This is a genomic window from Sphingomonas parapaucimobilis NBRC 15100 (genome assembly GCF_000787715.1).
GTDB classification, from domain to species: domain Bacteria; phylum Pseudomonadota; class Alphaproteobacteria; order Sphingomonadales; family Sphingomonadaceae; genus Sphingomonas; species Sphingomonas parapaucimobilis.
This window is the reverse complement of sequence record NZ_BBPI01000102.1, coordinates 20,880-35,470: the sequence shown is the minus strand read 5'-3', so window position 1 is coordinate 35,470 and position 14,591 is coordinate 20,880. Positions and strand designations below refer to the sequence as shown.

Genomic DNA, 14,591 nt, shown 5'->3' with positions numbered 1-14,591 from the left:
CCGGGCAACCTCTCGCTGCCCAGCCCCCTCTTCTACCGTCCGGCGAGGATCAGCGCGCGATGCCGCCCGCCGCCAGCACCGCCAGCGTGACCAGGTCCCCGGCGGTCGAGGTCATCGGTGCGATCTGCACCGGCTTTTCCATGCCGATCAGCATCGGGCCGATCATGCTGTCCCCGCCCAGTTCGCGCAGCAGCTTGGCCGAGATATTGGCCGACTGGAGCCCCGGCATGATGAGGACGTTGGCCGGACCCGACAGGCGCGAGAAGGGGAAGTTCGCCATCTGCTTCGGGTTCAGCGCGACGTCGGGCGACATGTCGCCTTCATATTCGAAACCGACCTGCCGCTTGTCGAGCGCGGCGACGCCGTCGCGGACATTGTCGATCCACTGGCCTTCGGGATTGCCGAAGGTCGAGTAGGACAGGAAGGCCACGCGCGGCTCATGCCCCATGCGACGGGCCACCGCAGCGGTGCGCTCGGCGATATCGGCCAGTTCCTCGCCCGAGGGACGCTCATTGACCGTGGTGTCGGCGATGAACACCGTATGGCTCTGGCCCACCAGCAAGTGAATGCCGAACGGCACCTTGCCGTCGACCGGATCGATCACGCGCCGGATCTCGCGGAAGCTCTGCGCATAGGTGCGGGTGATGCCGGTGATCATCGCATCGGCCTGGCCCAGCTGGAGCATCACCGAGCCGAAGATGTTGCGATCCTGGTTGATCATCCGCTCGGCATCGCGGCGCAGATAGCCGCGACGCTGAAGCCGCTCGTACAGGAAGTCGACCATCTGCGGCACCATCTCGGAGGTGCGGCTGTTATGGACTTCATATTCCTGCGGGTTGGTGACGCCCAGCGCCTTCAGGCGATCATACACGTCATCACGACCGACCAGCACCGGCGTACCGTAACCGCCCTCCTTGAAGGCGATGGCGGCGCGCAGCACGACTTCCTCTTCGCCCTCGGCGAACAGCACGCGCTTCGGATGCGCACGCGCGCCCTCATAGGCCAGCGTCAGGACCGAGGTGGTCGGGTTGAGGCGCGCGCGCAGCTTCTGGCGATAGGCGTCCATGTCCAGGATCGGCCGCGTCGCCACGCCCGAGTCCATCGCGGCCTTGGCCACCGCAGAGGGGACCAGTTCCATCAGGCGCGGGTCGAACGGCGCGGGGATGATATATTCCGGGCCGAAGCTGTGCTGCGTGCCATAGGCCAGCGCGACCTCTTCCGGCACGCGCTGGCGCGCCAGTTCGGCGATCGCATTGGCGGCGGCGATCTTCATCTCGTCATTGATGCCGGTCGCGCGCACGTCGAGCGCGCCGCGGAAGATGAAGGGGAAGCCGATGACGTTGTTGACCTGGTTCGGATAGTCCGAACGCCCGGTCGCGACGATCGCATCGGGACGCGCCGCCTTGGCGAGTTCGGGGCGGATCTCCGGCTCCGGATTGGCCATCGCGAAGATGATCGGCGACGGCGCCATGTCCTTGACCATCTCGGGCTTCAGCGCGCCCGCCGCCGACAGGCCCAGGAACACGTCCGCGCCGTGAAGCGCCTCGGTCAGGGTGCGGCGGTCGGTGGCGGCGGCATGCGCCGACTGCCACTGGTTGATGTCGTCGCGGCCCTGATAGATCACGCCGGTACGGTCGCACATGATGACATTGTCGTGGCGCACGCCCATCGCCTTCATCAACTCGGTGCAGGCGATCGCCGCCGCGCCCGCGCCGTTGACGACGACCTTGATCTCGTCCAGCCGCCGCTTGGTCAGCAGGCAGGCGTTGATGAGCCCCGCCGCGCAGATGATCGCGGTGCCGTGCTGGTCGTCATGGAAGACCGGGATGTTCATCCGCTCGCGCAGCGTCTGCTCGATGATGAAGCATTCGGGGGCCTTGATGTCCTCCAGGTTGATGCCGCCGAAGCTCGGCTCCATCAATTCGATCGCATCGATGATCCGATCGACATCCTCGGTCTTCAGCTCGATATCGATCGAGTCGACATCGGCGAAGCGTTTGAAGAGGACGGCCTTGCCCTCCATCACCGGCTTGGACGCCAGCGCGCCCAGATTGCCGAGGCCCAGAATGGCGGTGCCGTTGGAGATGACGGCGACCAGATTGCCCTTGGCGGTATAGTCATAGGCGGTGGCGGGGTCCTCGGCGATGGCGAGCACCGGCACCGCGACGCCGGGCGAATAGGCCAGCGCCAGGTCGCGCTGAGTCGCCATCGGCTTCGACGCGATGATCTCGATCTTGCCGGGCCGTCCCTCGGAATGGAACAGCAGGGCCTCGCGCTCGGAGAACTGGTCGGTGGGTTCGTCGGACATGCGCGCGGCCTTCGATGCTGTGGATACAAGGACGCTACGGCTCTTGAAGCTTTCGGGCACGGCTGACAACCCTGTCACGCGCCACTTTTGCCGCCCTAGGCAAGCCGGAGCATCAGCCTTATAAGTTCAGCTATGGAGCATGAGCCCGGCATTTTCGAGCAGCGTGACGAGGCGGCGGAGCTGGCCGCCGACGAACGCGCGCGGGCCGATTTCAGGGCGGGCCGTTTCGTAAGCCATGAGAAGATGGCAGAATGGCTGAAGACCTGGGGCACCCCCGATCGCAAGCCCCTGCCCCCCGAATGGCTGAAATAAGCTGGTCGGTTCAGGCCTCGCTCCAACTCGCCGCGATCGTCGATTATATAGAGCAGTTCGATCCAGACGCCGCCCGGCGCTTGGGTGAAAGGCTGATCGAGGTCGCTGGATCCCTGCGGCGATTCCCGGATCGCGGCAGGCCCCTTTCCCATGGCCGCCGCGAGATGGTGACGGTTCGCCCCTATATCCTGCGCTATGAGCATGACGGCGAGACCGTCCTGATCCTTGGCATCCGCCACGCCGCCCAACTTTCCGACGATTGAAGAAGCTCCATGACCACCCCCACCCCGATGATGGCGCAGTATCTGACGCTGAAGGCCGAGGCCGAGGATTGCCTGCTCTTCTATCGGATGGGCGATTTCTTCGAGCTGTTCTTCGACGATGCGCGGATCGCCTCGGGGGTGCTCGACATCGCACTCACCTCGCGCGGGGAGCATGAGGGCGAGAAGATTCCGATGTGCGGCGTGCCGGTCCATGCCGCCACCGCCTATCTGCAACGCCTCATCAAGGCGGGGCACCGCGTCGCCATCGCCGAGCAGACCGAAACCCCCGCCGAGGCCAAGGCGCGCGGCGGGTCCAAGGCGCTGGTGTCGCGCGGGATCGTGCGGGTGGTGACGGCGGGGACGCTGACCGAGGAGGCGCTGCTCGACGCCAAGTGCGACAATTGGTGCGTCGCGATCGGCGAGGCGGGCGGCGCGGTGGCGCTGGCCGCCGCCGACATCTCGACCGGGCGGTTCGTGGTGATCGACGTGAAGCCCGATGCGCTGGGCGCGGAGCTGGCCCGCCTGGCCGCCGCCGAGGTGGTCGCGGCCGAGAATGCCGCGCATGCCGACGCGGCTACCACGCTGCGCCCCTCCGCCACGTTCGACAGCGGCAGCGGCGAGGACCGGCTGAAGCGGCTCCACGGCGTCGCGACGCTCGACGGCTTCGGCCAGTTCACCCGCGCGGGACTGTCGGCGGCTGGCGGACTGGTCGCCTATCTCGACCACACGGCCAAGGGTGCCCTGCCCTTCCTGCGTCCGCCTGTCCTGTCGCAGGCAGCGGGGGCGATGGCGATCGACGCGGCGACGCGCGAGAGCCTGGAGCTGACCCAGACCGCCAATGGCCAGCGCAAGGGCTCGTTGCTCGATGCGGTCGACCGGACGGTCACGGGGGCCGGTGCGCGCGCGCTGGCGGGGGATATCGGCGCGCCACTGATGGACCGCGATGCGATCGAGGCGCGGCTCGATCTGGTGCAGCATTTCCATGACGATGCCGCTCTTCGCGAGCGGCTGCGCGCGGCGTTGCGGGCCTTGCCCGATATCGGCCGCGCCATCGGGCGCATTGCGGCGGGGCGGGGTTCGCCGCGCGATCTGGGGCAGCTGCGGGATGGACTGGACGGGGCCTGGGCCTTGTCGGAACAGCTGGGCGACGGCCCGCCCCTGCTGCGGGAGACGACACCGCGCCTGCGCGGGCATGGCGAACTGATCGACCTGCTTCGCCGCGCGCTCGTCCCCTCGCCCCCGATCGAGGCGAGCGAGGGCGGCTATATCGCGGCGGGCTATGACGTGGCGCTCGACGATCTGCGCGATGCCGGAGCCGGAGGACGCCGCGCCATCGCCGCGCTGGAGGCCGAGTTCCGCCAGAAGACCGGCATCACCGCGCTCAAGATCCGCCATAACGGCGTGCTCGGCTATCATGTCGAGGTGCCCGCGCGATCGGCCGATGCGCTGATGAAGCCGGATTCGGGCTTCACCCATCGCCAGACACTGGCGGGCGTGGTCCGCTTCAACACCCCCGAACTGCATGAGGTCGCGAGCAAGGTCGCGCAGGCGGGTGCCCATGCGCTGGCCGCCGAAGCCGCGCATCTGGAGGAACTGACCGCCGCCGCGCTCGCCTCGCGCGAGAGCATCGCCGCGACGGCGGATGCGCTGGCCCGGCTGGACGTGGCGAGTGGGCTGGCCGAACGGGCGGTCGAAGGCGGCTGGGTACGGCCCGAACTGGTCGACCATAGCTGCTTTGAAGTGACCGGCGGTCGCCATCCGGTGGTCGAGGCAGCGGTCGCGCGCTCGGGCGAGCGGTTCGTCGCCAATGACTGTTCGCTGTCGGAAAGCTCCCGGCTCTGGCTGGTGACGGGGCCGAACATGGGCGGCAAGTCGACCTTCCTTCGCCAGAACGCGCTGATCGCGGTGCTGGCCCAAGGCGGTTCCTATGTCCCCGCCACCCGGGCGAAGATCGGGCTGGTCGACCGGCTGTTCAGCCGGGTCGGCGCGTCGGACAATCTCGCGCGCGGGCGTTCGACCTTCATGGTCGAGATGGTCGAGACCGCCGCGATTCTCGCCCAGGCGACGCCGCGCAGCTTCGTCATCCTCGACGAGGTCGGGCGCGGCACCTCCACCTATGACGGCCTGGCCATCGCCTGGGCGGTGGTGGAGGCGATCCACGAGGATAATCGGTGCCGCTGCCTGTTCGCGACTCACTATCACGAGCTGACCCGACTGGCCGAGCGGTGCGAGGCGCTGTCGCTCCACCATGTCCGCGCGCGCGAGTGGAAGGGCGAACTGGTTCTGCTGCACGAAGTCTCGGAGGGGCCTGCGGATCGCTCCTACGGCCTGGCGGTGGCGCGCCTGGCGGGGATGCCGCCGGTAACGGTGGCGCGCGCCAAGGCGGTGCTGGCCAAGCTGGAGGCGGGCCGCGCCAAGACCGGGGGGCTGGCGGCGGGTCTGGACGACCTGCCCCTGTTCGCCGCCGCTGCGCAGATCGAAGAGGAACAATGCGACGCGATCCGGGCCGAGGTCGAGAAGCTCGACGTCGACAGCCTGTCGCCACGCGAGGCGCTGGATGCGCTATACAAGCTGAAGGCGCTGGCGCGGGAGGGGTGATCCCTGCTCCTGCCCGTTAGAACGGGATGGCATCAGTTTGATCCACGCCTCCCCTTCAGGGGGGCAGGGGGCAACTGTGATGCTCACCCGAGCTGTAGCGGCTGACGTTTACGGATCATGGCGTTGAGGATGACGAGGAGTTGTCGCGCAACGGCGATGAGTATGGTCTTTGGCGCCTTACCCTTGGCGCGCATCCTGTCGCGCATGGCGGTGAGGACGGGGATACGCCGTGAGGCATTGAGGGCGGCGATGTAGAGGGCTTCGCGGACCTTGCGCCGTCCACCCCATATGCGTCTGGCGCCGCGCCATGTTCCACTTTCGCGGGCGTGGGGTGCGAGGCCTGCGAGCGAAGCGATCTTGCGACGGCAGAGCGTGCCGAGTTCGGGAAGTTCGCCGAGCAAGGTGGCCAGGACGGTGGGTCCGATGCCAGGGACGGCGTTCAGCAGGTGCGCCTGTTCGGACAGGGCCTGATCCTGGGCGATGAAGCCTGCGATCTGTCGATCGAGTTCGGCGATCTGCTGGCCAAGCAGCGTGATCATGGCTTCGATGGCCTGGGCGATTTCGGGTTGGCCTGCACTGTGGCGATGCAGCTTTTCGGCTTTGCGCATGTCGACCAACTGCCTGCGACGTCGCAGGAAATCGGCCAGGCGCGAACGGGCCGGGCTGAGCGGGATGGTAGCGGGCAGGTCCAGCGCTGCGCCCATCTGCGCCAGGACACGGGCGTCGACGCGGTCTGTCTTGGCCAGCGTGCCGGTGGCTCTGGCAAACTCGCGTGCCTGACGCGGATTGACGCGTGAGAACGGATGGCCGCGCGTCGCCAGCGCAGCGATCAGGTCACCGTCGCAGCCGCTGGTCGCCTCGAAGACGACACGGACATCAAGGTCGAGCGTGTCGAGCCAGACGGCGATGGCATCCGGTGTATTGGCGATCTGCCCGGTCCGACCCGATGGCAGTTCGCAAATGTCGATGAGAGCACGCGAAAGGTCGCAGCCGATGACGGCTTGTGGCATGGTAAAGGCTCCTGTCCATGTCGTGCGGGATCCACAGTCCCAAGCAACTGTTCAGGGTTGTGACCAACGCGGAAGGAACCCTTGCTCCCTATCGGGCTCCAGACCCTCGGGGGGGACGGGCTCCCTTCCGCAACACCTTCATACCACCATCCCATCAGACACGGGGGGGACGGGCTCCCTTCCGCAACACCTTCATACCACCATCCCATCAGACAGGGTGGGGTGTTTCCGCAAACGCCGGGCTTGTGGCGATGCCCCACCCCAACCCCTCCCCTGAAGGGGAGGGGCTAGGCTCGGTTCGATCCCATGTCATCATAGTCCAGGAACCCCACCCCCGTTCGGCCTGAGCGAAGTCGAAGGCCACGCCCCACGCCCAGCCGTAAGGGCATTCCGCGCACTTCGACTTCGCTCAGTGCGGACGGCGGGTGGGATAGCTGGTCGGGGGTGAAGAGGCACCCGGCCCTCACCCTTTCACATCAAAACCGGAAAGTGGGGAGCTTCTGTTGCCCGGTGCTCCCCGTACCGCTGGATTCCCCTTCTGTTGCCCGGTGGGGTCCGACCGCGCTATTTTGGTGTAATGTCAGGCCGTGAGGCCCTCAATTACGCCGCAATCGCGAGTGCTTCGTTATCGTTGGCACTTGTGAGTATGGGCCGTTGCGGTGGTCCCATTCCGAACGAAAACAGCGCTTTTCAACACACGTCGATCCTGGTTCGGCCCCGTCAGAAACGGTGTCCAGATACACCACCTTTTATGGTGGAGCCGCCGGGTACTGCCCCCGGGTCCGCTGCGTCTATTACTCGCCGCAGTTTATCGTCATAGCCGGGTGAAACCCGGCAGGGACGGATATAGGAAGCCGCGCGGCATTACGCAAATGCCTTTCGCTCGCCCTATTTTGGGTCCATGGAGACGCGCATGTTGACCCAGCGGTCCCGTTATGCGCTGCGCGCGATGCTGTTCCTGGCGGAAATGCCGGTGGAAGGGCCGCCGACTTCGATGACCCGCATCGCGGCCGAGGCGAATGTGCCGCGCAAGTTCCTGGAGCTGATCCTCGCCGACCTGAAGGGCGCGCAACTGCTCGACAGCCAGCGCGGCAAGATGGGCGGATACCGGCTGGCGCGGCCCGCGCACCTGATCTCGCTGGGCGACATCATCCGCACGATCGAAGGGCCGCTGGCGCTGGTCCCCTGCGTCAGCCGCACCGCTTATCGTCCGTGCAACGACTGCAAGAGCGAAGCCGACTGCGCCATCCGCCACGCGATGATGCGGGTGCGCGACGAAACGGCGCGGATCCTGGACGGCACCAGCCTGGCCGACGCCACCGCCAAGAAGCTGGCGGCGGCGTAAAGCCCTTACCTCACCCAACCTCGCGCCACCCCGGCGAAGGCCGGGGTCCAGTTGCGGTAAAGTTGCGAAGGCGGGAAGTCCTCGCCTCCGACGCGACCGAATTGCGCGCCATCAGCTTGGTGGCAACTGGACCCCGGCCTTCGCCGGGGAACACCAGCCTCCTAATCGGATAGCTTAAGGACGCCGCGCGCGCAGTTCGTCGCGGATTTCCCGCAGCAGCGCGACATCGGCGGGTTCGGCCTTGGGCTCGGCGGCGGCGACGGCCTTGTCCTTCTCGAAGATCGCCGTCGCGCGGTTCACGGTGCGGATCAGCAGGAAGATGATGAAGGCGACGATCACGAAATTGACCGCCTGGGTTACGAACGCACCATACCCGAGCAGCGGCACGCCCGCCTTCTTCAGCGCGGCATAATCGGTCAGCGAGCCGGCATAGGTGGCGGGGATCGGCCCCATGCGAACGAAATAGCTGGAGAAGTCCAGCCCGCCGAAGATCTTGCCGATCACCGGCATCAGCACATCGTCGGTCAGCGAGGTCACGATCTTGCTGAACGCCGCACCGATGATGACCGCCACCGCCAGATCGAGCACATTGCCCCGCGCGATGAAGGCGCGAAATTCCTTGAGCATCGTCAACTCCCTCTATTCGATGAACTTTCAGGCTATCGTCGCTTTTGCCCTTCGCCAAGCGCCTCACCCGTCTTATATAGCCGATACAGTTGACGGAGGAATATTCGAATGCGTCGTCCCGTTCTGGCTCTGACCCCGGTCGTGATGGCCGTCGCCCTGTACGGCTGTGGCATGAACAGCGTGCCCACGGCAGAGGAAAACGCGAAGGCAAAATGGGCCGATGTCCAGGCCGCCTATCAGCGCCGCGCCAACCTGATCCCCAATCTGGAAGCGACCGTGAAGGGCGCCGCCGCATCGGAAAAGTCGATCCTGACCGAGGTGGTCAATGCCCGCGCCAAGGCGACCTCGGTGCAGGTGACCGGCGCCGACCTGTCCGACCCCGCCAAGATGCAGCAGTTCGCGCAGGCGCAGGGCCAGCTCAGCGGTTCGCTGGGCCGGCTGCTGGCGAATGTCGAGGCCTATCCGAACCTGAAGAGCCAGGACAATTTCCAGACCTTCATGAGCCAGCTGGAAGGCACCGAGAACCGGATCAACATCGCGATCGGCGATTATAACAAGGCGGTCGAGGCTTATAACGTCCGCATCCGCACCTTCCCCGACGCGATCGGCGCGAAGGTCTTCTACGGCGCCAAGCCGATGACGCCCTATCAGGCGACGACGCCGGGGGCCGAGAACGCACCCAAGGTGAATTTCGGCAGCTGATCGGTCGCATATGACCCGGCTGCTCCGCCCGATTCTGGGACTCTGGCTGATTCTCTGCGCCATCCCCGTGATGGCGCAGACCTTTCCCAAGTTCGACGGGTTGGTCGTCGATGCGGCGAACAAGATCGACCCCGCGACCAAGGCGCAGCTCGAGCAGAAGCTGGAGGCGCTGCAAAAGGATACCGGCCGCCAGCTGGTGGTCGCGACGATTCCCGATCTGCAGAACTATCCGATCGAGGATTATGGCTATCGGCTGGGCCGTGCCTGGGGCGTCGGCCTGAAGGACGCGGATAACGGCGCGATCCTGTTCGTCGCGCCCAATGCGGGCAAAGGCCAGCGCGGCCCCAGGCTGGAGGTCGGGCGCGGGCTGGAGCCGATCCTGACCGACGCCTGGTCGTCGCAGATGATCCGCACGCTGATGATCCCCCGCCTTCGGGAATCGGGCGACATATCGGGTGCCCTGAACGCGGGCGCGGATGCGGTCATCGCCCAGCTTCGCGCCTCGCCCGAGGAAGCCAAGGCCAAGGTGGCCGAGGCCGCCAAGCAGTTCGACCGCGAGCATCGCCGCGGCGGCGGCGACTCCAACGGCCTTCCGATCGTCATCATATTGGTGATCTTCATCGGCGGCTTCGTTCTGCTGTCGATCCTGCGCCGCAGGCAGGGCCAGCGTTTCCGCGACGATGATGACGACGATCATGGCGGCGGCGGTGGGCGTCGCGGTGGTGGCTGGCCGATCATCCTCTGGGGTCCCGGCTGGGGCAGCGGATCGGGCGGCGGCTGGAGTTCGGGCGGCGGCTCGTCCAGCGGAGGCAGTGACGGATCGTGGTTCGGCGGCGGCTTTACCGGCGGCGGCGGGGGTGATTTCGGCGGCGGCGGCGCATCGGGGGATTGGTGAGATGTTGAGCGACACCGACAGCGATCTCGTCACCGCCGCCGTCGCACGGGCCGAGGCGACGACGGATGCGGAGATCGTCACCATCGTCGCCCCCCGATCGGACGAGTATCGCGACGTTGCCTTGTGGTTCGCCACGCCCGCCATGCTGCTGGTGCCGCTGTTCGCCGCACTCTTCCCCGATCTGGGGTTGAAGCTGCTGGCGCTGGTCCATGACGCGTGGAGCGCCCCGGGCGAGGACCTGATCCTGGGCGTGCTGATGATCGCGCAGATTCTGGTCTTCGGCCTGGTCTTCGCGCTGCTCGCGCCCGTCGCGCGCCGGATCGCACTGGTGCCCAAAAGCATCCGCCACGCCCGCGTCCGGGCGCGCGCGGTCCTGCTGTTCCGCGTGTCGGCCGAGCGGCGGACCGACAGCCGCTACGGCGTGCTGCTCTACCTCTCGGAGGACGAGCATATGGCCGAGATCGTCGCCGACTCCGGCTTGACCGGCAAGGTCGGGCCGGAAACCTGGGGCCGGGCGATGGCGGTGATGCTGCCCCATGTCGCCAAGGGCCATGTCGGCGAAGGGCTGAGCGCGGCGGTCGAGCGCATCGGGCTTGTGCTGGCGACACATTTCCCCAAGACGGCGGCCGACACCAACGAACTGCCGGACAGACCCATCTCGCTATGACCGATCCCCGTATGGACGCCCCCCTCGAAACCCTGGCCGAGGGGCGGTTCCTGGCGCTGCGCAAGCGCGGCAGCTGGGAATATGCCGACCGCCCGCGCGACATCCGCGCCGCCGTCATCCTGGCGATCGAGGACGGGCACATCCTGCTGGTCGAGCAGTTCCGTATCCCGCTGGGCGCACCCTGCCTGGAAATGCCCGCCGGATTGATCGGCGACGAGACCGAGGGCGAGGCGGTGCTCGACGGCGCCGTACGCGAGTTGGAGGAGGAAACCGGCTATCGCCCGTCGCGGATCGAGGCGCTTGGGGAATTCTGCTCCTCGCCTGGCATGACCTCGGAGCGGTTCACCCTGGTCCGCGCGACCGGGCTGGTGAAGGTCGGCGACGGCGGCGGTGATTCGGACGAGCAGATCGTCGTCCACCGGGTAAAGCTGTCGGAGGTTCCGGCGTTTGTTGCCGAGCGGCGGGCGGCGGGCGTGGTGATGGATGCCAAGCTGCTACTTTTGCTGGGTGGCGGCATCCTGGGTCTTTAGAGCATGATGACATCCGCTTCATCCCCCCTCCCCTTCAGGGGAGGGGCAGGGGGTGGGGCGTTTCCGCAAACACCGGGCCTGTGGTGATGCCCCACCCCAACCCCTCCCCTGAAGGAGAGGGGCTAGGTTTGGTTCGATCCCATGTCATCATACTCTAAGTTCACGCGAAGCCGCGAGGACGCGAAGAGAAGGTTGGTTCGCGCGGAGGCGCGGAGGACGCAGAGGTGTCGGGTTCGCGGCAGCGAAATCCATCTGCAATCAGCGATGATGGCAGACAGGCCGTGCCGCCGGGTAGGACACCTCTGCGCCCTCCGCGCCTCTATGCGAAATGGATCCTGAATTCTTCGCGTCATCGCGGCTTCGCGCGACCAAGAAAAACTGGACCCCGGCCTTCGCCGGGGTGGTCAGGATTAGGAGGTTCGCGCCAGGCCGCCCTTAACGGAAATTGTCGGCGTAGCTTTGCAGCTTCAGCGTCTTTTGCGGCGTCGGCACGACATGATGGTCGAGCCCTTCGCGCTGGCAATAGGCGATCGCCTCTTCCAGCGTCGCGAAGGTCAGGCGGACCTGCTCCTGCGTGTCGCCGCTGCCGGCCCAGCCGGTCAGGGGATCGGGCTTTTTCGCCTCGGTCGGTTCGAATTCGAGTTGCCAGCGATCGGTCCGGTACTTGCCGGATTGCATCGCGTTCTTGGGGCGCTGGAAGATGCGAGCAGTGGCCATAATTCTTGTCCCTTATCGCGAACCGGCGGCTCTTGCATCCGCCTTTTTCGTGCGCAGTGTCGCAGAGGCCTCTGCGGGCGCGTCGGGCCAGGGATGACGCGGGTAGCGGCCGCGCATTTCCTTGGCCACCGCGCTCCAGCTTCCCGCCCAGAAGCCGGGCAGATCGCGCGTCGTCTGGATCGGCCGTCCGGCGGGCGAGGTGAGACTCAGGACCAGCGGCACCCGCTCGGTCCCGATCACCGGATGCTCGGCCAGCCCGAACAGCGCCTGCACGCGCAGTTCGACGCGCGGGCCACCTTCGGCGGCGTAATCAATCGCATGGCTGCTGCCCGCCGGACTGGTGAAGTGCGAGGGCGCCATCGCGTCGATGCGCTTCTGGTCGTTCCAGTCGACCAGATTGCGGATGGCCTCGGTCAACGCGCCCGGCGCGATGGCGTCGAGCCGCCTTTTGCCCGCCACCAGCGCGGGCAACCAGTCGTCCAGCCGCTCGATCAGCATCGCATCGTCCAGCGCCACCCCGGCATAGGCCGCCCGCGCCCGGTACGCCCCTGCCCCGTCGCTCCACGGGAGGAGCGCCACGCCATGCGCCCGCACCCCCTCGACCAGCGCCGCGGCGATCGCCTCGGGGGAAGCCCCCGAATCGGGGCCGCTCGACAGTCGCAGGCTTCCCAACCGCCGTTCGCGCAACGCCTCGACCCCGCCGGTTGCGGGATTGAAGGTGACGGTGCGCCGCGTCTCGATCCGGTCGGCGAACAGCGCCTCGACGGTCGCGAGATCGAGCGGCGCGGCGGACAGAATCCGCGCGCCCGAGGCCGCGCCTTGCGTTTCGCCCACCGCCAGCCATTCCGAACTTGCCAACCCGGAGGTGGGGTCGAGCCGGAAACCGCGTCCGCCGACGCTCGCCCAATTCTCGCCCGTGCCGTCCCGCCGCCGCGCCACCCGGTCGGGATAGGCGAGCGCCAGGCACACGCCCGCCGGATGGTCCCAGGCCTCCTGCCCGACCGGCCTGGGGGCGAGGCCGGTCCAGCGTTTCGCCATCTGGCGCGCGGCTTCCGCCTTGGGGCCGCGTTCGGTCCGCCAGCGGCGCAGGCGCTGTTCGACATCCACATCCTGTCCGCCAATGCCACGTTCGCCCAGCAGCACCGCCACCTCGGCGGCGGTCGAGGCCAAGCCCCGCTCGCCACTGCGGATCAGCATATGCGCGAGCCTTGGCGGCATCGGCAGCTTGGCGATCGCCTTGCCATGCGCGGTCGGGCGGCCGGTCTCGTCCAGCGCCTCCAGCACGGTCAGGCGCGCGCGGGCTTCGGCGACGGCCGCCTCGGGCGGCGGGTCGAGCCACGGCAGCGCGCGCGGGTCGCCAACGCCCCACAGCGCGGTGCCGAGCAACAATGCCGACAGGTCCGCTTCCAGGATTTCGGGCGGGTCGAAGCGCGGCAGGCCCGCCGTCGCGGCCTCTTCCCATAGGCGATAGGCGACACCGGGCGACTGGCGGGCGGCGCGGCCCGCGCGCTGGGTGACGGCGGCCTGGCTGGCGCGTTCGGTGACCAGCCGGGTCATGCCCGCCGCACGGTCGTAGCGCGGGCGGCGGGCGAGCCCTGAATCGACCACGATCCGCACCCCGTCGAGCGTCAGGCTGGTCTCCGCGATCGAGGTCGCCAGCACGATCCGCCGCCGCCCTTGCGCGTCGCGCCGGATCGCCGCGCGCTGCGCCGCCGGGTCGAGCGAGCCGTGGAGTTCGTGGATCGCGATGCTGTCGGGCAGATTCGCGAGTCGCTCGGCGGTGCGCGCGATCTCGGCGGTGCCGGGCAGGAAGGCGAGGATGTCGCCCTCCGCCTCGTCCTGCAGCGCGCGACGAATGGCGGCGGCGACCGAGTCCTCGATGCGTGCCTTCGCCGCGCGGCCGAGATGGCGCAGGGTCAGCAGATGGCTGCGTCCCTCACTCTCGATCACCGGCGCGTCGCCCATCAGGCTGGAGAAGCGGCGGCCGTCGAGCGTCGCCGACATGGCGACCAGCCGCAGGTCGGGGCGCAATCCCCCTTGCGCATCAAGCGCCAGCGCAAGGCCGAAATCGCCATCGAGGCTGCGTTCATGGACTTCGTCGAACAGCACCGCCGACACGCCCGCCAGTTCGGGATCCGCCTGGATGCGCGCGACGAAGATGCCTTCGGTGACGACGGTCACGCGGGTCGCGGCGCTGACCTTGGTATCCATGCGGGTCGCATAGCCGAAGGTGCGCCCGACCGGCTCCTCGGCCAGCGCCGCCATGCGCTCGGCAGCGGCGCGCGCGGCGAGACGGCGGGGAGAGAGGAGCAGGACTTCCCCCATGCACCAGGGCTGGTCGAGAAGGGCGGGCGCAACGGCGGTGGTCTTGCCCGCACCGGGAGGTGCTACGAGGACGGCGTTGGGGGCGTTCGCGAGCGCGGTCAGCAGGTCGGGCAGGACGGCATTGACGGGCAGGGTCATGCAGGTGCGATAGGGGGTTTGGGAAGCGGGGTGAAGGACCTCTGGCCCCGGTCGATTGACCTACCTCCGTTCAGGCTGAGCGTAGTCGAAGCCCACGCCCCGACATTCGCCAAGAGGATCGGGTGTCACTTGGCCTTCGACTTCGCTCAGGCTG

Annotated in this window: 13 protein-coding genes and 1 other RNA gene; 8 read left to right on the top strand and 6 right to left on the bottom strand. The window is 67.5% G+C overall.

Annotated features, from left to right (window positions below):
• Positions 1-49 precede the first annotated feature (49 nt).
• A complete protein-coding gene (locus tag SP5_RS17895; RefSeq protein WP_042491361.1) occupies positions 50-2,308 on the bottom strand; it encodes an NADP-dependent malic enzyme in 2,259 nt (752 codons plus the stop codon).
• A gap of 132 nt (positions 2,309-2,440) precedes the next feature.
• Here SP5_RS17895 and SP5_RS17890 point away from each other — a divergent pair, with 132 nt between their 5' ends.
• From SP5_RS17890 to mutS, 3 genes are read left to right on the top strand one after another with little or no spacing between them, the layout of a single operon-like run.
• Entirely contained in the window at positions 2,441-2,620 is a 180-nt protein-coding gene (locus SP5_RS17890; RefSeq protein ID WP_042491357.1) for an antitoxin, read from the top strand.
• The gene (locus SP5_RS17885; protein WP_042491354.1) at positions 2,608-2,883 is read left to right on the top strand and encodes a type II toxin-antitoxin system RelE/ParE family toxin; all 276 of its coding nucleotides are present in this window, start codon (positions 2,608-2,610) and stop codon (positions 2,881-2,883) included. The genes SP5_RS17890 and SP5_RS17885 overlap by 13 nt, the downstream gene beginning before the upstream one ends.
• 27 nt (positions 2,884-2,910) lie before the next feature.
• A complete protein-coding gene (gene mutS / locus SP5_RS17880; RefSeq protein WP_042491372.1) occupies positions 2,911-5,481 on the top strand; it encodes a DNA mismatch repair protein MutS in 2,571 nt (856 codons plus the stop codon).
• A gap of 83 nt (positions 5,482-5,564) precedes the next feature.
• Here the strand turns inward: mutS and SP5_RS17875 are convergent, their stop codons facing one another.
• On the bottom strand, positions 5,565-6,491 hold the full coding sequence (locus tag SP5_RS17875; RefSeq protein WP_084220758.1) for an IS110 family RNA-guided transposase: 927 nt from the start codon (positions 6,489-6,491) through the stop codon (positions 5,565-5,567).
• Positions 6,492-7,017: 526 nt separating this feature from the next.
• Positions 7,018-7,367: a transfer-messenger RNA gene (gene ssrA, locus SP5_RS18900) on the bottom strand.
• 37 nt (positions 7,368-7,404) lie between these two features.
• Here ssrA and SP5_RS17870 point away from each other — a divergent pair.
• The gene (locus tag SP5_RS17870) at positions 7,405-7,836 is read left to right on the top strand and encodes an RrF2 family transcriptional regulator (protein WP_042491370.1); all 432 of its coding nucleotides are present in this window, start codon (positions 7,405-7,407) and stop codon (positions 7,834-7,836) included.
• A 174-nt stretch (positions 7,837-8,010) separates the two neighbouring features.
• On the opposite strand, the gene mscL is transcribed toward SP5_RS17870, so the two are convergent.
• Complete coding sequence (gene mscL / locus SP5_RS17865; protein WP_042491351.1) at positions 8,011-8,463, bottom strand: large conductance mechanosensitive channel protein MscL; 453 nt, start codon at positions 8,461-8,463, stop codon at positions 8,011-8,013.
• A 108-nt stretch (positions 8,464-8,571) separates the two neighbouring features.
• Between mscL and SP5_RS17860 the strand changes: the two genes are divergently transcribed.
• The 4 genes from SP5_RS17860 to SP5_RS17845 are packed head-to-tail and all read left to right on the top strand — an operon-like array spanning position 8,572 to position 11,257.
• Positions 8,572-9,165 carry a LemA family protein gene (locus SP5_RS17860; RefSeq protein ID WP_042491347.1) on the top strand — a complete coding sequence of 198 codons (594 nt, stop codon included), beginning with the start codon at positions 8,572-8,574 and terminating at the stop codon, positions 9,163-9,165.
• 10 nt (positions 9,166-9,175) lie between these two features.
• Complete coding sequence (locus SP5_RS17855; protein WP_042491344.1) at positions 9,176-10,060, top strand: TPM domain-containing protein; 885 nt, start codon at positions 9,176-9,178, stop codon at positions 10,058-10,060.
• 1 nt (position 10,061) lies between these two features.
• Complete coding sequence (locus SP5_RS17850; RefSeq protein ID WP_042491341.1) at positions 10,062-10,727, top strand: TPM domain-containing protein; 666 nt, start codon at positions 10,062-10,064, stop codon at positions 10,725-10,727.
• Positions 10,724-11,257 carry an NUDIX hydrolase gene (locus SP5_RS17845; RefSeq protein WP_084220757.1) on the top strand — a complete coding sequence of 178 codons (534 nt, stop codon included), beginning with the start codon at positions 10,724-10,726 and terminating at the stop codon, positions 11,255-11,257. The genes SP5_RS17850 and SP5_RS17845 overlap by 4 nt, the downstream gene beginning before the upstream one ends.
• 435 nt (positions 11,258-11,692) lie before the next feature.
• Here SP5_RS17845 and SP5_RS17840 read toward each other — a convergent pair whose 3' ends face one another.
• Complete coding sequence (locus tag SP5_RS17840) at positions 11,693-11,974, bottom strand: ETC complex I subunit (protein WP_042491340.1); 282 nt, start codon at positions 11,972-11,974, stop codon at positions 11,693-11,695.
• A gap of 12 nt (positions 11,975-11,986) precedes the next feature.
• Positions 11,987-14,437, bottom strand: coding sequence for an ATP-dependent helicase HrpB (gene hrpB, locus SP5_RS17835; protein ID WP_042491337.1), 2,451 nt, complete (start codon positions 14,435-14,437; stop codon positions 11,987-11,989).
• Positions 14,438-14,591 lie beyond the last annotated feature (154 nt).